23 protein-coding genes are annotated in these 22138 nt (G+C 48.2%); all 23 read right to left on the bottom strand.

Going from position 1 to position 22138, the window contains the following annotated elements:
- Positions 1-36: 36 nt before the first annotated feature.
- Positions 37-870 carry a xylose isomerase gene (locus C3V36_00745; protein AVM67916.1) on the bottom strand — a complete coding sequence of 278 codons (834 nt, stop codon included), beginning with the start codon at positions 868-870 and terminating at the stop codon, positions 37-39.
- 48 nt (positions 871-918) lie between these two features.
- The gene (locus C3V36_00750) at positions 919-1107 is read right to left on the bottom strand and encodes a hypothetical protein (protein ID AVM67917.1); all 189 of its coding nucleotides are present in this window, start codon (positions 1105-1107) and stop codon (positions 919-921) included.
- A 13-nt stretch (positions 1108-1120) separates the two neighbouring features.
- Positions 1121-1951 carry a vancomycin resistance protein gene (locus C3V36_00755; protein AVM67918.1) on the bottom strand — a complete coding sequence of 277 codons (831 nt, stop codon included), beginning with the start codon at positions 1949-1951 and terminating at the stop codon, positions 1121-1123.
- 210 nt (positions 1952-2161) lie between these two features.
- Complete coding sequence (ppdK, locus tag C3V36_00760) at positions 2162-4792, bottom strand: pyruvate, phosphate dikinase (protein AVM67919.1); 2631 nt, start codon at positions 4790-4792, stop codon at positions 2162-2164.
- A gap of 126 nt (positions 4793-4918) precedes the next feature.
- Entirely contained in the window at positions 4919-5794 is an 876-nt protein-coding gene (locus C3V36_00765; GenBank protein AVM67920.1) for a DNA-formamidopyrimidine glycosylase, read from the bottom strand.
- Positions 5795-5829: 35 nt separating this feature from the next.
- A complete protein-coding gene (locus C3V36_00770; GenBank protein ID AVM67921.1) occupies positions 5830-6318 on the bottom strand; it encodes a 5-nitroimidazole antibiotic resistance protein in 489 nt (162 codons plus the stop codon).
- A gap of 229 nt (positions 6319-6547) precedes the next feature.
- On the bottom strand, positions 6548-6712 hold the full coding sequence (locus C3V36_00775) for a rubredoxin (GenBank protein AVM67922.1): 165 nt from the start codon (positions 6710-6712) through the stop codon (positions 6548-6550).
- 160 nt (positions 6713-6872) lie between these two features.
- A complete protein-coding gene (locus C3V36_00780; protein ID AVM67923.1) occupies positions 6873-8102 on the bottom strand; it encodes an ATPase in 1230 nt (409 codons plus the stop codon).
- A gap of 187 nt (positions 8103-8289) precedes the next feature.
- Positions 8290-9144: an inositol monophosphatase gene (locus tag C3V36_00785; GenBank protein ID AVM67924.1), complete on the bottom strand. Its 855-nt coding sequence runs from the start codon at positions 9142-9144 to the stop codon at positions 8290-8292.
- A 155-nt stretch (positions 9145-9299) separates the two neighbouring features.
- Positions 9300-9785 (bottom strand): 5-nitroimidazole antibiotic resistance protein, encoded by a 486-nt coding sequence (locus tag C3V36_00790; protein ID AVM67925.1) that lies wholly within the window; start codon positions 9783-9785, stop codon positions 9300-9302.
- A gap of 189 nt (positions 9786-9974) precedes the next feature.
- Entirely contained in the window at positions 9975-10421 is a 447-nt protein-coding gene (locus C3V36_00795) for a hypothetical protein (protein ID AVM67926.1), read from the bottom strand.
- Between the two features lie 4 nt (positions 10422-10425).
- On the bottom strand, positions 10426-10875 hold the full coding sequence (locus C3V36_00800) for a hypothetical protein (protein AVM67927.1): 450 nt from the start codon (positions 10873-10875) through the stop codon (positions 10426-10428).
- Positions 10876-10890: 15 nt separating this feature from the next.
- Positions 10891-12279, bottom strand: coding sequence for a glycine--tRNA ligase (locus tag C3V36_00805; protein AVM67928.1), 1389 nt, complete (start codon positions 12277-12279; stop codon positions 10891-10893).
- 151 nt (positions 12280-12430) lie between these two features.
- Entirely contained in the window at positions 12431-13198 is a 768-nt protein-coding gene (locus C3V36_00810; GenBank protein ID AVM67929.1) for a pseudouridine synthase, read from the bottom strand.
- A gap of 17 nt (positions 13199-13215) precedes the next feature.
- Positions 13216-13797 (bottom strand): SMC-Scp complex subunit ScpB, encoded by a 582-nt coding sequence (gene scpB / locus C3V36_00815; GenBank protein ID AVM70385.1) that lies wholly within the window; start codon positions 13795-13797, stop codon positions 13216-13218.
- Positions 13798-13827: 30 nt separating this feature from the next.
- Positions 13828-14577, bottom strand: coding sequence for a segregation/condensation protein A (locus C3V36_00820; protein AVM67930.1), 750 nt, complete (start codon positions 14575-14577; stop codon positions 13828-13830).
- 4 nt (positions 14578-14581) lie between these two features.
- A complete protein-coding gene (locus C3V36_00825) occupies positions 14582-15184 on the bottom strand; it encodes a hypothetical protein (GenBank protein AVM67931.1) in 603 nt (200 codons plus the stop codon).
- Positions 15168-15746 carry an NUDIX hydrolase gene (locus C3V36_00830; protein ID AVM67932.1) on the bottom strand — a complete coding sequence of 193 codons (579 nt, stop codon included), beginning with the start codon at positions 15744-15746 and terminating at the stop codon, positions 15168-15170. Before C3V36_00830 ends, C3V36_00825 begins: the two co-directional genes overlap by 17 nt.
- Before the next feature lie 40 nt (positions 15747-15786).
- Positions 15787-17223 (bottom strand): adenylosuccinate lyase, encoded by a 1437-nt coding sequence (locus tag C3V36_00835; GenBank protein ID AVM67933.1) that lies wholly within the window; start codon positions 17221-17223, stop codon positions 15787-15789.
- 182 nt (positions 17224-17405) lie between these two features.
- The gene (locus tag C3V36_00840) at positions 17406-18581 is read right to left on the bottom strand and encodes an aspartate aminotransferase (protein ID AVM67934.1); all 1176 of its coding nucleotides are present in this window, start codon (positions 18579-18581) and stop codon (positions 17406-17408) included.
- A gap of 29 nt (positions 18582-18610) precedes the next feature.
- Complete coding sequence (locus tag C3V36_00845) at positions 18611-19066, bottom strand: YhcH/YjgK/YiaL family protein (GenBank protein AVM67935.1); 456 nt, start codon at positions 19064-19066, stop codon at positions 18611-18613.
- Between the two features lies 1 nt (position 19067).
- Positions 19068-20684, bottom strand: coding sequence for an FAD-dependent oxidoreductase (locus tag C3V36_00850; GenBank protein ID AVM67936.1), 1617 nt, complete (start codon positions 20682-20684; stop codon positions 19068-19070).
- Entirely contained in the window at positions 20674-22068 is a 1395-nt protein-coding gene (locus C3V36_00855; GenBank protein AVM67937.1) for a hypothetical protein, read from the bottom strand. The genes C3V36_00850 and C3V36_00855 overlap by 11 nt, the downstream gene beginning before the upstream one ends.
- Positions 22069-22138 lie beyond the last annotated feature (70 nt).

The raw sequence follows: 22138 nt of genomic DNA on the forward strand, positions 1-22138 counted from the left end.
CCCAAAACTCTCTCTTTTAACAAGCGGTAATTGCTTTTATCGCAGTTGATTCTTTAAAAACTGAACTGCCGCCCTGATATCCGCTGTCGGATTTTCACCGGTTTCCCGCTCAATCGTCAGATATCCGTCATATCCGATTTGCCGGAGCGCACCAATCCAGCCGCTGAAATCAACCTTGCCCTGACCCAGCGGCATCTCGGCAAAAGCCGGACTGGTAATGATAACATCCGCCGCCGGATTATAAATCTTTTCCGGATCGAGGTCATACAGCTTAATCCCGTCTTTGGCATGCGTATGCACAATATAATCGGCCAGCGTAAACACGCCTTTTACCGGGTCATCGCCGGTCACCATTACAAAATTAGCCGGATCGAAATTAACCGCCACCCCTTTTGAGCCTAAGGTGTCTAAAAACCGTTTTAAAGTCACAGCCGTTTCCGGACCGGTTTCCACCGCAAAATGTGCTTCCAGCGAATTCGCATACTCCGCCAGCTGATAGCAGGCTTCCTGCATAATCTGAAATCTTTCCGAATTGACATCAGCCGGTACAATCCCGATATGCGTGGTGACAATATTCGTCCCCAATTCTTTGGCTAAATCAAGAATGGCCTTGGATTTTTCGATTTTTTTCGGATTGGCCGCCGGATCCATAAAACCGCCACCCAAATCGCCGCATAGCGCGGAAATCCTCAGTCCGCTGTCTGCCACTGCCTTTTTAAAATCTGAAAGTGCTTGTCCTTTTAAGTTTTCCGGACTTAGTTCGCCCTTGATGGCATAAACCTGAACCGCGTCCACTCCCAATTCGCCGGCCATTTTCAGCGCCTGGCCAACCGGCTTATGAAAGGATTCCAGCAAAACGCCTATTTTCATTTACTTTTCCTCCCGGTTTCCCATCACCGTATTGCAGCCGTCTAAAGCTTAATACCAACGGCAGCCTGTTCTTTGCAAGAACTTTTCCGCAGACGAGATATTTCTCTGCCACATCTCACTATCCCGCAAATCACCAGCCGCACTCGGAAAGCTTACCGTTTCCATAATACTTGTATCATACCATGCCCTCGAAATTTTTGCAACTGTCAGAATTTCCTGAGTACTTTCCCTCAGCATTATTTACAAATCTTTAAACCTTCTCCTCTTCCCTGACCTCTAATCCTGCCGGATCGTACATGACCTTGGCATGATTTATTTTAATAATTTCTTTTTGCAGCAATTTGCCGGTTAGAGGGTCAATTTGACTGCGGCAGACCCGGCCGTGCCGGTAAACATCCCGCCCTTCGCGCTGAAAAAACTCATCCTCCGCGAAAATATGATAGGTATATTCCCACTTTCTTTGGCCTCTCAATTCCAGACACAAATGCTCTGCCGTTGTATACACAATCAACTGCAAGAGCTGGTCGGAAGTATTTTTAAAACGATAATCAATATAATTATAGGAAATCGACGTTCCCGTACCAAAAGGAATCGTCCGGCCGAAATCAGGAAATAAATCATATTGGTCATGGTGATGATGCTCGGTGATTAACAGCGGCGTATGCAGAACCAGCCAATGAATCCCATTAGTCAGTTGGCATAACCCGCCGCCGGTTTCTTTATTCGGCTGGTTTTTCTTAATAACCAGTCCCTCCAAATACCCTTTTTGTGCTGTCGTTTTCCCCACCAAATGCCAAAAAGAAAAGACCTCGCCGGGATAAATCAAAAGTCCATTTAAGTTTTTAGCCGCCAGCTTTAAATTAACCGCTTTGTTCTCCTGCAGCTGCATATCTACATTACCCAGCCGCCGCCGGATTAAAGAATTATGCGAATACAGCCGAACCGGCAAAAGTTTCCGGCTTTTTCTTGTCGCCAGCTTCTCGCCCCGCAGCCGATCGGTCAATTTCCTTTTCCAAATTTCCTTCTGCTCAGAAATCCGATACGTCAACGGCGATATTTCACAAAATAATTTTCTGCTCATCTTTGCTCCTTTCTCTCACCCAAATCAAAGCGCCGCCAGGACAGCCGTGATGACGCGCTTGAAATAAACTTCGGTATGAAATATAAAAACCCCGGCCGCAGGCCATCCCATGTTTTTCTAACTTTGGAATTCTCACCTGCCGCCGGGGCACTTTTCTTTCGCCTGCTTTTAATGTAAGGGCTTATGCAATGCAAAAGAATCTTTTATTTCTTATTTTTTATCCTTTAATGCCGCCTGGGCTGCTGCCAGTCTTGCAATCGGCACCCGGAACGGCGAGCAGGAAACATAGCTCAGGCCGATTTCATGGCAGAACTCAACCGAAGACGGATCTCCGCCGTGCTCTCCGCAGATACCCAGTTTGATATTCGGACGGGTTGCTTTTCCTTTTTCTACCGCCATCTTAACCAACTGGCCAACACCGTTTTGGTCTAATCTGGCAAACGGATCCGACTCGTAAATCTTCGCCTTGTAATAAGCGTCTAAGAACTTGCCGGCATCATCACGCGAGAAACCAAAGGTCATCTGGGTCAAGTCATTAGTGCCAAAGGAGAAGAACTCGGCTTCTTCGGCAATTTCATTCGCCAGCAGCGCCGCTCTCGGAATCTCAATCATTGTACCGATATGGTACTGGATATCCGAACCCTTTTCCTTCTTAACGGCTTCCGCGGTTTCCACCACAATATCCTTAACAAACTTCAATTCCTTCTTCTCGCCAACCAGCGGAATCATGATTTCCGGCACGATGTCATAGCCTTTTTCGTTCTTAACTTCAATTGCCGCTTCCATAACCGCTCTGGTCTGCATTCTGGCAATTTCCGGATACGTTACCGCCAACCGGCAGCCACGATGGCCCATCATCGGGTTAAACTCATGCAGGCCTTCAATCGTTGCCTTAACATGTTCAACCGTCAGACCCATATCCTTAGCCAAAGCCACAATGTCAGCTTCAGCGGTCGGAACAAACTCATGCAGCGGCGGATCCAAATACCGAACCGTCATCGGCATTCCTTCCAGCGCCTCGTACATAGCCTTAAAGTCCGCCTTTTGGAAGCTCAAAAGCTCAGCCAAAGCTGCTTCTCTGCCCTCTACCGTTTCGGACAAAATCATCTTCCGAATCTTCGGAATCCGATCCGGCTCAAAGAACATGTGCTCCGTCCGGCACAGACCGATACCTTCCGCACCCAATTTAACAGCGTTTTTCGTATCAGCCGGCGTATCGGCATTTGTTCTGACGCTGAGCTTGCGGTATTTGTCGGCCCAATTCATAATCCGCTCAAAGTTGCCGCTGATCGAAGCTTCTTCGGTCTTAATATCGCCTAAATATACTTTACCGGTGCTGCCGTCCAAGGAGATATAATCGCCCTTTTTGACAACTTTGCCGCCCAGTTCAAAGTAGCCTTCTTCTTCATGGATTTTTAACTCACCCAAACCGGATACACAGGCCGTACCCATGCCGCGGGCAACAACCGCTGCGTGCGAGGTCATACCGCCGCGCGCTGTCAAAATACCCTCGGCTGCGTGCATTCCTTCAATATCTTCCGGCGAAGTTTCCGCCCGGACTAAAATAACTCTTTCGCCTTTATCCACATGCGCTTTTTTAGCTTCTTCCGCCGTAAAGTAAACCTTACCGGCAGCTGCGCCCGGCGATGCCGGCAAAGCCTCGCCGATCACTTCGCCCGCCTTTAAGGCAGCGACGTTAAACGTCGGATGCAGCAGCTGATCCAAGGACTTAGCCTCAATTCTCAGCACTGCTTCTTCTTCGGTAATCTTGCCCTCGTCTACCAAGTCGCAGGCAATCTGCAGAGCCGCCGGAGCTGTTCTCTTACCGTTTCTGGTCTGCAGGAAGTACAGCTTTTTATCCTCAATGGTAAACTCCATATCCTGCATATCCCGGTAATGATCCTCTAACTTCTTGGCAATCGTCATAAACTGCTCATAAGCTTCCGGCATATCTTCCTTTAAGCGGGTAATCGGCTGCGGTGTCCGGATACCGGCGACCACGTCTTCGCCCTGTGCGTTAATCAAATATTCACCGTAAATCTGATTTTCACCGGTTGACGGATTTCTGGTAAAGGCTACGCCGGTACCGGAGGTATTGCCTCTGTTACCGAATACCATCGCCTGAACGTTGACCGCGGTTCCCCAGTCGCCCGGGATATCATTCATCCGGCGGTAAACGATCGCCCGCGGATTATCCCAGGAACGGAATACGGCTTTAACAGCTTCCATCAGCTGAACTTTCGGATCCTGCGGGAAATCTTCGCCCATTTTTTCCTTGTAAATAGCTTTATACTTGGCAATGACTTCCTGCAAATCTTCTGCCGTCAAATCGGTGTCATACTTAGCGCCCTTTTCTTCCTTAACCTTATCCAAAATGCCGTCAAAGAAAGTTTTACTCATTTCCATAACTACATCGGAAAACATTTGAATAAAACGGCGATAAGAATCGTAGGCAAAACGCGGATTGCCGGTCTTAGCGGCAAAGCCTGCAACTGCTTCGTCATTTAAGCCTAAGTTCAAAATCGTGTCCATCATGCCGGGCATGGAAGCTCTGGCGCCGGAACGAACCGATACCAGCAGCGGATCGCTTTTATCGCCAAACTTTTTGCCTTGAATTTCTTCTAATTTCTGCAGCGAGGCAAAAATCTCCGCCTGGATTTCATCCGTAATTTTCTTCCCTTGATCATAGTAATCGGTACAAGCTTCGGTCGTAACCGTAAAGCCCTGCGGAATCGGCAGTCCCAACTTGGTCATTTCCGCCAAATTAGAGCCTTTGCCGCCAAGCAGATTTTTCATGCTGGCATCGCCTTCGCTAAACATGTAAACGAATTTTTTGCTCATGTATCTTCCTCCTAAGTAAATATCTTCCGGCGGCTCCGCCGCCCAATTAACAGCTACATTATAGCACACTTTCGGCTGATTAGAAAGCGAAATTTTTATAAATTTGAAAGCCCGGCGGCATCTTCCTTACTTCTGACATCCGCGACAAAAATGAGTCCCCCGGCCGGCCAGCTTGATTTTCTCGATCGGGCGGCCGCAAGTCCGGCAAGGCTCACCGGTTCGGCCGTAGACATAGGCCTGATCCAAATAATCGCCCTTCTGTCCAATGGCATTGACATAATCTTGCCGGCTGGAGCCGCCTAACTCAATGGATGTCCGCAAAACCTTTTTGATATTGGCACACAGCGCCCGAATCTCTTTCTCTTTCAGACCGGCCGCCGGACGATTCGGCAAAATTCCCGATAAAAAAAGGCTTTCGTCAGCATAAATATTGCCCACGCCGGCTACTACCTTTTGATCCAGCAACGCCGTCTTAATGGGACTGCTCTGCCGCCGGCTCAGTTTTTCTTTTAAATACTTGGCATTAAACGCAGCCGTTAAAGGCTCCGGCCCCATCTCCTTTAAAAACTTCAGCTCTGCCGCTTCTGTCGCCGGCATCAGCCGAATCCAGCCGAACTTCCTTTGATCGTTAAAATATAAATGACTGCCGTCGGCAAAAGTAAAAATGACATGCGTAAACCGCCCCGGCATCGGCTCCGGCAAGCTGTTTTCCTGACCTTTGCCGGCAAACACCAGCTGACCCGTCATTTTTAAATGAATGACCAGCACATACCCGCTGCTGAGCGTTATCAGCATAGCCTTGCCCCGGCGCGTCACACTCTCGACCCGGCTGCCGATCAGATGCATCGCCGTCAGCGCCGGGTCATTGGGGAACAGCTTCGGCGTATCAGCGCTTACCGCCGCCACTTCTTTTCCCCGCAAATATCGGTTTAAGCCGCCGGCAATTGTTTCTACTTCCGGTAATTCCGGCATTTTTTTATCCTTTCCTGCCTCATCCGGCATTTTATTTCAAGTTCAGCCCGGACGGCAATGGTATTTTATGCTTGGGTCTGCTTTCTTTCCCTGACTAATTCAATTGCTTCTTTGCCGGTCATATGTTCAATCTCAATCTGCACCATCAGCATATCATCCAGTCCCTTTTGAATCATGCTTTGAATTTTCTCGGGGAAAGCACCCGAATATTTTTCCGAAAAAGCTATATGTGCCTTTATTTTTTCTTCCGGATCGTCTAAAATCACGGCCCGGCCGAAAGCAATCACGCTGCGGAAATAAGAAGTCAACTCTTCCGCTACGATTTTATCCTGATCAATCACGGTAAAACAAACTTTGTCATTGCTCCGGATAGCATCGGCCTTATGTCCGCTGAGCCCGCAGTGAAAGTAAATCTTCCCATCCGCGTAAACATAGCTGAGCGGCACACCATAGGGATAACCCTCATCGCCTATCACCGCCAGCACGCCGTTCGTGCCTCGCTTCAGTACCTGAATGGTATCCTCATGGGATAATTCCTGGTTTTTTCTTCTCATTTCTCAAAACATTGTGCTTCTCCTTTTTTCCTTCGTTGCTTCGTTTCCTTGCCTGGCTGGCATCGGCACTTTTCGCACCGCAATATCGTACCGGAGCATTTTTGCCGTAACTGCCCAGCACGCCGTCACAGATTAAGGCCGAAAGTTCCTCCCGCCTTATGACCGCGCAGCCGATTGAGTAAAAAAGGACGGCCTGACCCTTTTGCCATCTGCCGCCCTTTCTTCACTTTTAGTCTTCGTACAACTCAAAATCTTCTTTGCTGACACCGCACTCCGGGCAAACCCAATCTTCCGGAATATCTTCAAATGCCGTTCCCGGTGCAATACCGCCGTCCGGATCGCCGAGTTCAGGATCATACACATAGCCGCAAACCGTACAAATATACTTCTTCATTCTGGTCTCCTTTATTCGTCCTACCAATATATAACCAATATATTGATTCTGCCTGTGGTTACTCCTGTAACATAACATAAATCAGTTTTTTCGTCAAGGCATCTATCCGTTAAATTTTAAACTTTCACCTGTTTTTTCAAAATCTTGCAGCTCTTTCAACTTAGAACTCTTTCCCATTTTTCATAAAATCCACAAGATTTATATGCTCTATGCCCCCGCGTTTCTGGAGCAGGGAATCCATAGTTGCAACATACTTAGGATAATTATCCTTTATCGACTCTAAAGGTTTATATTCTCTATCCTCCGTTTCTTTTGACAATAATATCGTATAAGAAACCTGAACATAAGAATAATTCATTTCATTATCCCTAAGTATAAAATCACATTCAAGCTTGCCAATTCTGCCTACACTGACTGAATAATCATGAGACTTCGCATATAGATATGTGATGTTTTCCAAAACCGGACCAAAGTTAATTCTGTTATCCGTATTCTGAGCAAAATAAAAGCTAATATCTGCTATATAATATTTCTTCTCTCCGCTTAAAGACTTCTTTGATTTCATGTCAAATCGCTGACATTCATAAAGAATCTTTGCATCCTGCAAAGCCTTAATATATCTGGCAATAGTGGCTTCACTAATCGGAGTTCCTGATTTTTCAATAGCCCTTTTGAGACTTTTAAGACTTGTCGTTGCCCCAAAGTTATTGATGATATACTTCTGAACCATTTCAAAAGTATTTTTATTCCGAATTTTAAGCCGTCTGCGTATATCCTTCTCAAAAATTTCAGTTATAATACTTTGAACATATCTGCGCTTTGCTGCCATTGAATCAAGAAGAATCGTCCTCGGAAATCCCCCTTCAAGAATATAGTTATTTAATTCTTCCTGACGGTCAACTGCAATTTCTTTGCCATAAAATTTCTTTATATCCTCATACTCTTCAAAAGATAGCGGAAACATTTCAAATTCTATGTACCGCCCGGTAAGTTTTGTCATTAATTCGCCGCTCAAAAGGTATGAATTGGAGCCTGTAATAAAAATTGACCATTCCCCCGTTCCACGAAAGCCATTAAGCACCATTTCAAATCCATCTACATTTTGCACTTCATCTATAAAAAGGTATTTCGTCCCCGGAACATTCGGTATCCTTTGAATCAGCTTATCTAACTGGTCAGCTTTCAATACCTTGTTGTATTCTTTGCTATCTAAATCAAAAAATATAATATTCTCTTCTAAAATCCCCCCCATCTTTAACTCATCTGCTATAATTTCCATAAGGCAGGACTTACCACATCTTCTTACACCGGTTATTACCTTGATTATGTCTGTTGCATGATAAAAATCACGGATTTTTTTTAAGTAGTTTTCTCTTGGATACCAATTCATCTTTTTTCACCTACCCCTATTTTTCTATTATAATATCAAAAAAAAGAAGCAAATTCAAGTTTAACGTTAGCGTTTTTGTTTTTTTGTCAAAAACGCTAACGTTAAATACTTGTTCCCCTTGTCGGATAGCAAGCAACGCCCGCTTACCTCGGCAAAATCAAGAAATTGATAATCGGTATTTTTTAAGCTACACTTCCATCCCTGCCAAGATTTCCCGAATCTCAGCCGCCGCCCGCTTGGTGCCGACAATAAAGGTAGTTTCCCCCAAAAGATCAATTTCCCGGCCAAAAATATCCATATAAACATAGCCTAATTCCCGGCCAATTACAAAGGACGCCGAAATATCCCAGGGATTCACCCCCAAATTAACATAAGCACAGGTTTTGCCTTCAAATACAGACAGCTCCGCCAGCGCCGCCGAACCGATTGCCCGAAAGCCCAGCGACCGGCTAAGCAAAGCCCTTGTCTGCGGCGAATTGCTGCGGGCAATCGGATCGCCGATATTTAAAAGACTGTCGTCAATCCCCTTATCCTCTGCCTGCGGCAAACGCAAACCGTTTAAGTACGCGCCCTGCCCTTTAATCGCAAAACACAGTTTATCTCTCATCACATCATAAATATAGCCAAGCAGGCCTTCCCCATCCTGAAACAGGGAAATCAAAATACCGAAGTTATCCCCCTGCCGGATAAAGTTCATCGTCCCGTCAATCGGGTCAATAATCCAAACCAAACCTTCCAGCGAGGTAAAGCGGCCTTCTGTTCTTTCCTCGCCCATAATCCGGTGGGCCGGATATTTAGCCTGAATCGCCTGCCGGAAAAAATCTTCGGTTTCCCGGTCAACATTGGTCACCAAATCGCGAAAGCCTGATTTTTCTTCAATTGCAAGCTCCTGCTTCATCGCCCGCCGAATCCGCTCACCCGCCTTATAAATCAATTCCGTCATCCATAAATGTGTCCCTAATAAATCCATATTCTCTCCTTTTCCGGCTGTTCGCCTTAATCCGTCTTTTCTGTCATATCTCCGGTCAATTTCTCCCGCCATGCTTCAAAATCCATATACCCTCAAACAACAACCTTAGAGCCTATTTCTTTGCGCTGCGATCTCCGTACTGCGCTATACAAATGGTAGCACAGCGGGTAGCGGCCGTTTAACCAATCCCATTCCAGCCCAAACCGGCCAGGCCACTGATATCGGCTTTAAACCGGCATCGTTCTTGCCTTGGCGGTAAACTCCGGTACTGTCACCTTAATCACCGCCACCGTGGCCGCCATTTTTTCATCAATCACAAACTCCCGGCCTGTTTGTACTTGCATCAGGAGCTTTAAGCCCTCTCTTTTTTCGGCACTGTCCTCTACAATTTCCGCCCATCCCCGGCCCATAACAGACGCATATGCCGCACCGTAACGGCAAGCAATTTCGCCGCCGGACACCGCCTCAACACCGCATTCCAGTTCAATGCACACTTTCGGATTGCGCCGAATCAGGTCAAGCTTATGTCCCTCTTTGGCTCCGTGCATGATAAAAACAAGGGAATCCTCTTTTTCATCATAGCGGCAGCCGTAATGCAGCGGCACCACATAGGGATATTCTCCGTCAAACAGCCCTAAATGCAAAATCTTTGCCTGATCAACAATTCGTAAAATCTCCGCCCGTTCCGTTACTTCCCGGTCTTTTCTTCTCATTTTCCGCTCCTTTATGCTTTTTTTCCTTAGTATAGGTATAAATCATTTGCCGCGCGGCTTTGCCTCCGGCTGCCGAAAACAATTTCAAGCGGCAGATAAAAAGGCGCATTTTCATCGTTTCCGGAAAATACGCCCCTGTTTTTCTTATAATATACTCCGTTTTCCGGCAAAAGCTCCTGCAAAACAGCCTTAGATCTCCGAAAACTCGTATTGTTCCGCCTTTAAGTCAAAGCTGTAATCATAGGTTTTACCGGCTTCCACTTCCAGTTCCTGCTTGGTCGGGCCGTATTGGGTTGTCACCGTCCTATGCAGCAAACCCGGCCGGGTCGTACTGAAGGTCGATTCGACCACATGCTTGCCCGGCAGCAGATAAAAGCCCTGTTTCATTCCCTCAGCAAAAATCACCGGCCGATCCAGGTCAACCGAAACAATCCTTAAAGCATTGGAACGAATCAGCCCCGATTTAGTATCCAAATAGACTTTAACTGCGGTCGGATTCTCCGCCAGCCATTTATTTACCGCATTCTTTCTGCTTTTCATATAGATGAACATTCCCACCAGATAGACCACCATAAACCCGGCAATCATCATAATATAGTTTCTGGTTGAGCCATCCAAATTGTTCCAAAATTCCATTTATTTATTCCCCTTTCTTGGTTTGCAGTTTCTGCACCGGCGCATCTCCCCCGGTTACACCAATATCTTCCAACAGCTTTCTGAATTGCCCCACACCGATTAATTCACAGTCAACATACTCCACCTTGCCATTTTCATCGGTGATTTGCAGCGTACAGGATGTGTCGCCGCTGGAGGACACCATTTTGGCATAAAAAGAGGACCGGGCAATCTCAAAACGCTTGAGCTTGCGCCCTTTTTTGACCGTCATATATTGGCCATCGACTGTAATCGTAATCAGATTATCCAAAATCACCTGCCACAGATACAGCACCAAAATCCCGATGCCGACAGCAGCGCACAAAAAAGGCTCCAGCCAGATACCGGCCACCAGATAAGCTGCACCCGCTGCTGCTATCCCAAATACCAAGTTTACCAGAATACGATATATTCTGCTTTTATAGACTTTTTGCATTTTTTTCTCCCTTTTCTAAAAGCAAATCTTCTGGGCAAAGTAATGCTCCAGTTCGCTGATCTTAACCCGCTCCTGCTCCATTGTGTCGCGGTCGCGAACCGTCACCATTTGATCTTCCAATGAATCAAAATCAAAGGTTACGCAATAGGGGGTGCCGATTTCATCATAACGACGATAGCGTTTGCCGACCGTTCCTCTTTCATCAAAATCAACATTATAGCGTTTGCCCAACTGCATAAACAACTCGTGCGCCGGTTCGCTCAATTTTTTGACTAAGGGCAGCACGGCAATCTGAATCGGCGCCAGCACTGGATGGAAGCGGAGCACGGTTCTGGTTTCTCCGTCCTTCAGTTCTTCCTCGTCATAGGCCTCACACAGGAAAGCCAAAGTCACCCGATCCGCGCCTAGCGACGGCTCGACACAGTAAGGCACATATTTTTCCTTCTTTTCTTCATCAAAGTAAGACATATCCTGACCGGAGTGATTCTGATGCTGCATCAAATCAAAATCCGTCCGATCGGCAATGCCCCATAACTCACCCCAGCCAAACGGGAATAAATATTCAATATCGCTGGTTGCCTTGCTGTAATGAGACAGTTCTTCCGGCTCATGATCGCGTACCCGCATGACTTCGCCCTTGATCCCTAAGTCATTGAGCCATTTAATGCAAAACTCTTTCCAGTAAGCAAACCATTCCAAATCGGTATTCGGCTCGCAGAAAAACTCGAGTTCCATTTGTTCAAACTCTCTGGTCCGGAAAGTGAAATTACCCGGCGTAATCTCGTTGCGGAACGATTTTCCGATCTGGCCGATGCCAAACGGAATCTTTTTGCGCGAAGTTCTCTGCACATTTTTAAAATTGACAAAAATGCCCTGCGCTGTTTCCGGTCTGAGATACAGGGTATTTTTGCTGTCCTCGGTTACGCCCTGAAACGTTCTAAACATCAGGTTAAACTGGCGGATATCGGTAAAGTTATGCTTGCCGCAGGTCGGGCAGGGAATGTTATGGGCATCGACATACTGCTTCATTTCCTCATTCGACCAGGCGTCAATCGGCTTTTCAACCGTTAAGTTCTTTTGCTTATTATATTCTTCAATCAGCTGATCCGCCCGAAATCTTTCCTTACATTCCTTACAGTCCATCAGCGGGTCACTGAAGCCGCCGACATGCCCCGATGCCACCCAAGTCTGAGGATTCATTAAAATAGCACAGTCCACACCCACATTGTACGGACTTTCTTTAATGAACTTCTGCCACCAGGCCTTTTTGACATTATTTTTCAGCTCCACACCCAAAGGCCCATAGTCCCAAGTATTGGCCAATCCCCCGTAAATCTCCGAACCGGGAAAAATAAATCCTCTGGCCTTAGCTAAAGCTGCTATTTTCTCCATTGACTTTTCCATGATATTCTCCTTATTGCATTTTTCTGGCAAAATTTTCAACCTTTCCTACTATATCACATTATAAAGCAATCGTAAAGCCATTGCCTTAACTTTTCCGACTTGCCTTTTCCCATTTAGCCAAAAATGTCTCTTTCGGCCACATCCCAGCCGTCTACTTGCCATTTCGCCTTTCCAGCTTTTTTAAATACGCCGCTTCCTGCTTTGATAAACTCCGGTATTTGCCGGGCCTTAAATCGCCCAACCGGATTTCACCGATGGCGGTTCTTTTCAGGTTCTTAACTCTAAGCCCCGCGTATTCAAACATATTCCTGACCTGATGGTTCTTGCCCTCATGGATCGTTACCAAATAGCGATAACCCTCTTTATCCCGGCGAATCATCCGAATCCGGCTGCCGCTGATGGTGTACGGCCCGATATCACAGCCCCTCTCCAGTTCATTTTTCTTGTCATAGCTTAACGCGCCGTCGGTTAAAACCTCATAAATCTTGTCAATCTCGTACTTCGGGTGGGTCAGCCGATAGGTCAAATCGCCGTCATTGGTGACCAAAATCAAACCCTCGGTATTGATATCCAGCCGCCCGACCGGAAAAAGCCGATGCTCCCCCGGAAAATAATCCGGAATCACCTTGCGCCCCCGATCGTCCGAAGCCGCCGAAAGTACACCCAGCGGTTTATTAAAAACATAGACCACCTGCCGCTGATCGGCCAAAACCAGCTTCCCCTGATACTTGACCTTATCTTTGTCCGGGTCAATCTTCACCCCCAGCTCCGTAACCGGCTCACCATTGACGGTCACTTTACCGGCGGCAATCAGCTCCTCGGCCTTGCGTCTGGACGCAATTCCGGCATCCGCCAAATATTTCTGCAAACGTATCATTCCTATCTCCATTCCGCCGCCTTGCCGCAGCCCATTTTCCACAGTATAACTTCACCAGCCTAATCTTCTTCTAAGCCCTCTAACTTCATTTGCAGCTCGTTTTCGGTTTCCCGGCGGATTTGGTTCAGGACGGTATCTTCCAAAACCGGCAGTTCATCCGGGCTGCTCAGACCAAAATAACGCAAAAAAGCCTCCGTCGTGCCGAAAACAATCGGTTTGCCCGGCCCGTCCAATCGCCCTTTCTCCTCGGCCAGACCATACTCAATCAGCTTATTGACGGCATGATCGGACTTGACACCGCGAATCGCCTCAATATGAGTTTTGGTAATCGGCTGTTTATAGGCGATAATAGACAGGGTTTCAATCAAAACATCGGTCAGCTCGTAGTTTTTCGGCTTATTGGCTGCTTTTCTGATATATTCATAATATTCCGGCTTGGTGCAAAGCTGATACGCCCCATCCAGTGAAATCAGATGAATCCCGCTGCCCGGGGCGGCATATTTTTGCTCCAGCTGCTCTATAATCTTCTGCGTTGTCGCCTTATCGACCTCAATCACCTCGGCCAGCTTTTCCAGCGTAACTGCTTCCCCCATTGAAAAAAGCAGTGCTTCGATAACTGCGCCTATTTGTTCCATTTGCATTTCATTCTCCGTTAAATCCATATTTTTTCCTTATTTATTTTCCGGACAAAAAAGAATAATAATATCCTCAAACAGTCGCCCTTGTTCAACCCGAATCTCCCCGGACTTCATCAGTTCCAAAATCGCCAAAAAGGCCACAATCATCGCCGGCCAACTGGACTCCTGCGCCAGCAGCTCAAAAAAACTGACCTGACCTTGCCCGCGTAAAGCGCGAATTGCCCGCATCTTATCCTCTAACGATACCACTTCTCGGGGAATCTCGGAAAAACCGGCCCGAATCGGGTCAATCTTATCCTCCCGCCGCTTCATCACCATTTGAAAAGCCTGATACAGCCGCTCAAAATCCAGGTTTGCCAGAATCGCCTCCGGGTCAACCGGCGGCGTATAGTTTAAAATTTCCTCCGGAATCGTCGGCGGCTTAAACACATTTTTAGCAGCACTTTGCGAATACTCGCGCAGTTTCTCCGAAATCGCCTTATATTTTTTATACTCCAGCAGCTGCTCCATCAACTCCTGCCGGGGATCAACTTCCTCTTCGGCGTCCGGTTTGGATCTGGGCAGCAGCATTTTCGCCTTAATTGCCAGGAGCGTCGCCGCCATTTCAATAAACTCGCTCATGACCTCCATTTTGCCGGAGGACATGGCATCAATATAAGCCATGTACTGGTCAGTGATTTGCACAATCGGAATATCGGTAATCGACACCTTGTTTTTCTCAATCAAATGCAGCAGCAGTGCCAGCGGCCCTTCGTATTTTTCTAATTTCAGTTCCAGTTCCATCGCATTACCAAATCAATTCATAAACCGCCCGAAAAACCGGCAGACTCAACATCCGCAAACCGCCAAAAGCAATAAACAGCACAAAAACCGACTGTAACATCCGGCCATTCTGCAAGATTTTAAAATAGGTGTTCGGCGAAAGTGCGTAAATAATCTTCGTCATATCCAGCGGCGGCACCGGCAGCAAATTGACAATAAAAATAATAACATTATAAAAGGCCCAGGTAATCACAAAATAAGATAAATAAGTATAGCCCTCCATCGAACGCAGGGCAATCAGCCAGTATTTATCGGCAATTAAAAGCATAATGGCGCCGACAAGGCTGGTCAGCATACCCAGCACCGATATTGCAATCAAGCCATTTTTCTTATTGACCAGCTTCGCCGCGTCAATTTTTAGCGGCATCTGCCAGCCGACTCTCATAAATACCAATAAAATCAAACCAATCGGGTCAACCGACCGGGCCCAGATATCCTTAATCTGCACCTCCCGGCGCAGGGCCGGCCGAGTCAAATATAAGGTCAGATAATACTTGGGAATCTCATGCAGCCACATTGCCAGTACGGCCGCAATGATGCTGACCGCCGTTTTAATTACCGCATCCACTCCGCTTCTCCTTCCTGTTTCTGATCTTCCGTTCATAGGCCAAAAGCCCGGCGATCGTTTTGCCGTCAGTCAGTTCTCCCCGCTCAATCTGGTCAAACAAATCGCTTAACTCATAGCGCTCAACCTCAATATACTCCCCTTCGTCCAGTTTTTGCTGCCGCTTTTTCAAATGATCGGCATAATAGACATGAATCACCTCATCGCACAGCCCAATCGTCGAGCAGTACGACAGCAGATAATGCAGCTCCTCGGCACAGTAACCGGTTTCTTCTTCCAGCTCACGGGCGGCGCAGTGTTTTGGGTCTTCCTTTCCTCCGTCCACAATCTCCAGCACCCCGGCCGGAATCTCCAGACTTTCCCCGTCAATGCTGCTCCGGTACTGGCGGGTCATAATGATCCGTCCATCCTCGTCAACCGGCACGACTGCCGCCGCGCCATTGTGCTTAATCATATCCCAGTTGGCCTTCGAGCCGTCCGGCAACTGCATTTCCTGTACCACCACATGCGCCCTGACACCTTGATATACCGTTGTTTCCTTTAAGATTTTAAAACCGTTTGCCATCATGACTCCATTTCTTTCTGCTTAATTTTCCCTTTATTTTTTAAACCAGCACTTGCCCGCTTAAGCCCAACTCGCTCTTATGTTCGGTCAAAATCGGATCGATCACTTCCCCGATAAAATCATTCACTTGAAGCGCCGCCGCCCCGATAAAGTTTTCCGGACTAAGGAGTTCTTTCATCTCTTCTAATGTCAGCGGAATTTGACCGGATGCCGCCAGCCTCTCCAGCAGGTCATTCGGCTGTCCGTCCATTTTTACAACGGCCGCCGCTTCCATTGACTTGACCCGGATGACTTCATGCAGCGTCTGCCGGTCGCCGCCACGCTTAACGCCCTCCATTAAGATCATTTCCGTTGCCATAAAAGGAAGTTCTGCCGCCACATGCGACCGAATTACATTTTCATACACTACCAGCCCATCGGCTACATTCATATAGGTTTCCAAAATCGCATCCGTTGCCAGAAAAGCTTCCGGCACCGACAGCCGCCGGTTGGCGCTGTCGTCCAAAGTTCGCTCCAGCCATTGCTCAGCAGCCGTCATGGCCGGATTCATGACCTGCGCAATCACATGCCGGGCAAGCCCCGCCATCCGCTCGCAGCGCATCGGGTTTCTTTTATACGCCATGGCCGACGAACCAATCTGATCTTTGGCAAAGGGTTCTTCCAGCTCTTTTAAACTTTGCAGCAGACGCAGGTCATTGGTAAACTTATGCGCCGATTGAGCGATGCCGGCCAATACATTTAAGACCTTGGTATCCACTTTGCGGGAATAGGTCTGACCGGTTACCGGATAGGGCAGCAATCCGCCCATCTTTTGACAAACCCGGCGATCCAGTTCTCTTACTTTTTCATAATCATTGTCAAACAGGGTTAAATAGGTGGCCTGCGTACCGGTCGTTCCCTTAGCGCCGCGCAGCTTAAGGCTCTCCAGACAGTAATTCAAATCCTCCAAATCCGAAACTAAATCCTGCATCCACAGCGTCGCCCGCTTGCCGACAGTTGTCAGCTGGGCCGGCTGAAAATGAGTGAAGCCGAGGGTCGGCAGCTCCCGGTATTTGAGCGCAAACTCTTTTAAGAAAGATAAAATATTAACGATTTTTCGGCGCAGCAACTCCAGTCCCTCTTTCATCAGGAGCAAATCAGTATTATCGCCGACATAGCAGCTGGTCGCCCCCAAATGCAGGATTCCCCGCGCACTGACCGCCTGATCACCGTAAGCATAGACATGGCTCATCACATCATGCCGCACTTTTTTTTCATATTCCTCGGCCACCGAAAAATTGATATCCTCGGCAAACTCTTTTAACTCGGCAATCTGATCGGCCGTAATCGCCAGTCCCAGTTCTTTTTCCGTTTCCGCCAAAATAATCCAAAGCCGGCGCCATGTCTTAAACTTCTTTTCCGGCGAAAAAAGATACTGCATTTCCCGGCTGGCATAGCGTCCGGTTAAAGGAGTGGTATAGGTTTGATAATCCGTCATATTTTTTCCCTTCTATGTTATTTTCATATCTGCTTGCCTGTATAGCTAAAGTTTAGGCAAGCATTCGTAATTCGCTTTCAGCGAATTACGAATGTGACGCTCATGCAAATAGATATTTATGTATATTACATCTCTGGAGAGCAAGCTCTCCATCGACATAGTATACATAAATATCTGCTTGCCTAAACGGTAAGCAAATATTTTTTCAAGCGGCTTAGGCCGACTTCGATCTTAGCGGTGTCAATCGGATAGGATAAGCGGATATGCCCCAAGATGCCGAAATCATCCGCCGGTACCACTGCCACAAATTGCTTTTCAAGCAAATCCTTAGCCATTTCCGCCGCGGTGATGCCGCGCTTAGCCAAAAACTCCCGCACATCCAGCAGCACATAAAACGCCCCGTCCGGTTCCGCAAAACGAACCTGCGGAATGCTTCGCAAATAGTTTACCATAAACTGCCGCCTTTTGTCAAAAGCCTCATACATAGCCGGAAACTCCGTACTGGAAAAGGCCGCCAGCGCTGCTTTTTGGGTAATGGAATTGACATTGGAGGTTTGGTGACTTTGCAGCCGGGTCATAATGGCAATCACTTCTTTCTCTCCGGCCGCATAGCCAAAGCGCCAGCCGGTCATGGCATATGCCTTAGAAAAACCGTTAAGAACAATGGTGCGCCGGAAAATATCCTCTCCCAGCGAAGCGATGCTGATATGCTTTTTGCCGTTATAAACCAGTTTTTCATAAATTTCATCGGACAGCACCCACAAATCATGACGAACGGCAAGCTCAGCCAGGCCTCTTAAAACTTCCTCCGGATAAACCGCACCGGTCGGATTGCAGGGGGAATTAAAGAGGATTGCCTTGGTTTTCGGTGTAATCAACCGCTCCAGCTTATCAAGGTCAGGCAAATATTTTTCCTCTAAACAGGTCGGCAGAACCACCGGCTGACCGCCGGCCATTTTAATCATTTCCGGATAACTCAGCCAATACGGCGCAAATAAAATCACTTCCTCGCCGGGATTTAAAATCGCCTGCAAGGCATTATAAATCGCCTGTTTGCCGCCATTGGTAACAATAATCTGATTGGCTGCATACTCCAGATTGTTATCCCTTTTCAGCTTATCGGCCAAAGCCTGACGCAGAGCCGGGATTCCGGCAGTAGCGGTATATTTGGTAAATCCCCCTTCAACGGCTCCTATCGCCGCCTGTTTAATCGCCGCCGGCGTGTCAAAGTCCGGCTCACCGGCACCGAAGCTGATTAAATCCGCTCCGCTGTTTTTTAATTCAGCCGCTCTGGCCGTGATTTCCAATGTCATTGACGGTGCGACCGCCAAAGCTCTTTCGGAATATTTTTGCTTCATATTATATTGTCCGCCTTTCTGCGATTTTTCTATTTCACTCTTACCTTAACCACCGCCTTGCGGATCGGCTCCGGCACGGTCAGCATACAGCCCGGCTTATGCCCGTCCTGCGGCATAAAAATGGCAAACATCCCCTTTTTCACGGTCAGCTTAATCCCTTCCGCCGCCTGATCGTAAAAATAAATATCCTTTTCCGTCTTGGCCTCGGTCATCTCTCCCAGCTCCGTCACCGGTGCATAGCCCATGATCTCGCCATTGCCCTCTATTATGTACTGAATGTCAATATACTGCTCATGCGCTTCAAACCGCCCCTTTTCCTTGGAGTTATAGCTCATGACCGCCACAAACACATCTCTTCCGTCCAGCTCATAAGTGCCGTCTTTGACCTGGCTGAAATCTGTCTTTTGCAAATATTCCAATCCCATTTTAATCCTTGGACTGAGGTCAAAATATTTTTCCGCTTGGTTTAAAGTATCCAGTATCATTTTATTGATTCCTCCTTATATATGCTTCAATCACTTTTTCCGCCGTCTTAATCCCGTCCATTGCCGCCGACATGATGCCGCCGGCGTAACCGGCTCCCTCGCCGCAAGGGTAAAGCCCCCGGCAAGCAGGCGACACAAAATCTTCATCCCGCAAAATCCTGACCGGCGAAGAACTTCGCGCCTCCACTCCGGTCAAAAGGGCATCATCCTGATCAAAGCCCTTTATTTTCCGGCCGAAAGCCGTTATTCCTTCCACCAAAGCCTGATTGATTTCCGGTGAAAAGAGCGTTCGCAGGTCCGCCGGACAACTCCGGCACTCAAGCGATGATTTCACCCCGCCGATTTGAAAGTTTTCCGTCCGTCCGGCTTTAAAGTCGCCGAAAGTCTCCACCGGCATGGCATAATCCCCGCCGCCCAAGCAAAAAGCCGCTTCTTCCAGCCGCCGTTGATAGTCCAGCCCCGCCAACACGCCCGGACCGTAATCTCTTTCATCAATTCCGACTAAAATCGCCGAATTGGCATTTTCCAAATCTCTGGCCTGACAGCTCATCCCATTGCAAACCAGCCGCCCCCGCTCAGAAGCGGCGTTGACCACCCGGCCGCCCGGACACATACAAAAGCTGTATACCCGCCGGCCGTTTTCCGCTTGATGCGTCAGCTTATATTCGGCCGTCGGCAGCCGCCGGTCGCCGGCGTACTGTCCGTACTGACTGCGGTCAATCAGCTCCTGCCGGTGTTCAATCCTTAGACCGACGGCAAAGGGCTTAGCCTGCATCGCTACGCCTTGCTCCCGGAGCATGGCGAAGGTGTCCCGGGCGCTGTGGCCGATCGCCAGTATGACGGTTTCCGCCGGGATCTCCTCTCCCGCCTCCGTCAAAACCGCCCTAACTTTTCCCGCTTCCGTGCAAAGCCGGTCGGCTCTGGTTTCAAAGCGGAACTCGCCGCCCAGTTCTTCAATCCGGCGGCGAAGTGCGGCCACTACCCGAATTAAATAATCCGTACCGATATGCGGCTTAGCTTCGTATAAAATATCTTCTTTCGCCCCGCAGCTGACAAAGGCGCGCAGCACTTTCATCCGCCGGCCGCCGCTGTCTTTGACACCGGTGTTTAATTTGCCGTCGGAAAAAGTTCCCGCTCCGCCTTCGCCAAACTGGATATTACTGTTTTCCTTTAATTCGCCTGTCCGGTTATAATGCTCTACGCTTTGCTGCCTTTTTTCAACCGCTTCCCCGCGTTCCAAAACAAGCGGACAAAAGCCGCATTCCGCTAAAATCAAAGCAGCAAACAGTCCAGCCGGGCCGCTGCCAATCACCACCGGCCGGCCGCCGGCCGCCCCGGCAATCGCTCTTTGCCCCTCCTCCGCCGAACACGGCAGCCGATACTCTTCCTCGGCATATTCTTCCACATTTAGCGCCTTTTGCTCGACCTCACTCAGCCGGCGGTTTAATTCCACCGCTAAATGATACACAAATAGAATATTTTTGCGGGCGTCAACCGAGCGGCGCAAAACCTGACAGGATAAAATCTGTTCTCCCCGCAGCCTCTTGCTTAGAAGTCTGTCCCATTCCTGCTGCGTTACCCGAAAATCCACCCGAAAATCACTGATTTTATATTTCATTGCCACCTCTTTTTTGGCTGATGGCCGTCGCGGCCGCCATCGCCGACGACCATGCCCATTGCAGGTTAAAGCCCCCGCAGTCGCCGTCTACATCTAAAATTTCACCGATCAGATACAGCCCCGCCGCCTTTTTGGATTCCAGCGTAGCTGCATCCACTTCCCGGCAGGAAATGCCGCCGGCAGTTACCTGCGCCTGCTGCCATTGATAGGGTTTTTCCGCCTCCAGCTCCAGTTCTGTTAAAAAAGAAACGATTTTATGCTGCTCCTTTTCGCTGATTTCCGCGGCCGTCTTGCCCGCTGGGATGTCGGTATGTTTTAAGAGCACGCCAACTAAGCGATTGGGCAAAAACATTTCCAGCAGCCGCTCCACGCTGAAGTAGGGCAAAGTCTTTAACTTTTCCCGCAAAAACCGGGAAACCTCTTCTTTTTCCATTTCCGGCAGAAAATTAACGGCCAGCTTCAAACGCTTGCCCTCCGCCCAAGCATAGGCAGCCGTCGTTGACAGCAACAGCACCGGCGGCCCCGATACACCGTAAGCGGTAAATAAAAGTTCGCCCCGCTCCCGGCGTAGCACCTGATTTTGAGCATCATATAAGGTCAGTGCCGCTTCGGTTTTGGTTCCCTGCAAATGCTTATAGTAAGGAAAGGATTTTTCCTGCATAACCAACTGCACAATGGCCGGGCGCGGCGGAATCAGCGAATGGCCGAGTCCTCCCGCCAGTTCATAACCTTGCCCATCCGAGCCGCTGACAGCATAACTCATGCCGCCGGTGCACAAGATAATATCCTGAAAGATTCGGCTTTTCGGCTCCGGAAGCGCCTTATTTTTCGGGAATTTGTCTTTCCCCGATTTATTTTTTTCCGGCCGGTCATTTTCCGCCAAGTCCTTCTGCCGGTAAAAAACCTGCCAGTTTTCCTTTTTACGCAAAGCCGTTACTTCCGCCCCGTAAATCACTTCAATTCCCAGATATTCCATTTGATAGAGAAAGGCTTTCACCACGGTCTTGGCTTCCAGCGAATAGGGATATAGCTTGCCGCCTTCCAGTTCGCGGGCAGTAATGCCCAAGCTTTCAAAAACCGCCAAGGTCTTTTCCACCGGAAAGCGCCGCAAAATACCGCCGGCCAAATTGCCGGAACGGCTGAAATAATGACCGGCCGCCGCCTGCCGGTTCGACAAATTGCAGCGGCCGTTGCCGGTAATCAGCAGTTTTTTGCCGATTTTATCATTTTTCTCCAGTATGGTAACGGCAAAGCCGGCTCTGGCCAGCAGCACCGCCGCCAAAAGCCCCGCCGCCCCGCCGCCGATAATCCCAATTTTATAGTTTTTCCATTCCTTATTCATTGAATTCCTTATCTTTTTTAACATCGCTTTTCCGCTCAGCAAAATCCTCTGCTCTTTTTAGGTAGACAGTACAAACAGCTTAGGCGGAAACGTTAATAAAGTCTTTTATAAA

It is taken from the genome of Lachnospiraceae bacterium oral taxon 500, assembly GCA_002999035.1.
GTDB lineage: Bacteria > Bacillota > Clostridia > Lachnospirales > Vallitaleaceae > W11650.

Bases quoted from the DNA above. Each gene is read 5' to 3' on its own strand.
- C3V36_00820 (AVM67930.1), bottom strand. From the start codon at position 14,577: ATGGAACTGGAACTGAAATTAGAAAAATACGAAGGGCCGCTGGCACTG.
- ppdK (AVM67919.1), bottom strand. From the start codon at position 4,792: ATGAGCAAAAAATTCGTTTACATGTTTAGCGAAGGCGATGCCAGCATG.
- C3V36_00850 (AVM67936.1), bottom strand. From the start codon at position 20,684: ATGAAATATAAAATCAGTGATTTTCGGGTGGATTTTCGGGTAACGCAG.
- C3V36_00785 (AVM67924.1), bottom strand. From the start codon at position 9,144: ATGGCGGGAGAAATTGACCGGAGATATGACAGAAAAGACGGATTAAGG.
- C3V36_00845 (AVM67935.1), bottom strand. From the start codon at position 19,066: ATGATACTGGATACTTTAAACCAAGCGGAAAAATATTTTGACCTCAGT.
- C3V36_00800 (AVM67927.1), bottom strand. From the start codon at position 10,875: ATGCAAAAAGTCTATAAAAGCAGAATATATCGTATTCTGGTAAACTTG.
- C3V36_00830 (AVM67932.1), bottom strand. From the start codon at position 15,746: ATGGCAAACGGTTTTAAAATCTTAAAGGAAACAACGGTATATCAAGGT.
- C3V36_00750 (AVM67917.1), bottom strand. From the start codon at position 1,107: ATGCTGAGGGAAAGTACTCAGGAAATTCTGACAGTTGCAAAAATTTCG.
- C3V36_00775 (AVM67922.1), bottom strand. From the start codon at position 6,712: ATGAAGAAGTATATTTGTACGGTTTGCGGCTATGTGTATGATCCTGAA.
- C3V36_00805 (AVM67928.1), bottom strand. From the start codon at position 12,279: ATGGAAAAGTCAATGGAGAAAATAGCAGCTTTAGCTAAGGCCAGAGGA.
- C3V36_00790 (AVM67925.1), bottom strand. From the start codon at position 9,785: ATGAGAAGAAAAGACCGGGAAGTAACGGAACGGGCGGAGATTTTACGA.
- C3V36_00755 (AVM67918.1), bottom strand. From the start codon at position 1,951: ATGAGCAGAAAATTATTTTGTGAAATATCGCCGTTGACGTATCGGATT.
- C3V36_00745 (AVM67916.1), bottom strand. From the start codon at position 870: ATGAAAATAGGCGTTTTGCTGGAATCCTTTCATAAGCCGGTTGGCCAG.
- C3V36_00835 (AVM67933.1), bottom strand. From the start codon at position 17,223: ATGACGGATTATCAAACCTATACCACTCCTTTAACCGGACGCTATGCC.
- C3V36_00780 (AVM67923.1), bottom strand. From the start codon at position 8,102: ATGAATTGGTATCCAAGAGAAAACTACTTAAAAAAAATCCGTGATTTT.
- C3V36_00770 (AVM67921.1), bottom strand. From the start codon at position 6,318: ATGAGAAGAAAAAACCAGGAATTATCCCATGAGGATACCATTCAGGTA.
- C3V36_00765 (AVM67920.1), bottom strand. From the start codon at position 5,794: ATGCCGGATGAGGCAGGAAAGGATAAAAAAATGCCGGAATTACCGGAA.
- C3V36_00795 (AVM67926.1), bottom strand. From the start codon at position 10,421: ATGGAATTTTGGAACAATTTGGATGGCTCAACCAGAAACTATATTATG.
- scpB (AVM70385.1), bottom strand. From the start codon at position 13,797: ATGCAAATGGAACAAATAGGCGCAGTTATCGAAGCACTGCTTTTTTCA.
- C3V36_00840 (AVM67934.1), bottom strand. From the start codon at position 18,581: ATGAAGCAAAAATATTCCGAAAGAGCTTTGGCGGTCGCACCGTCAATG.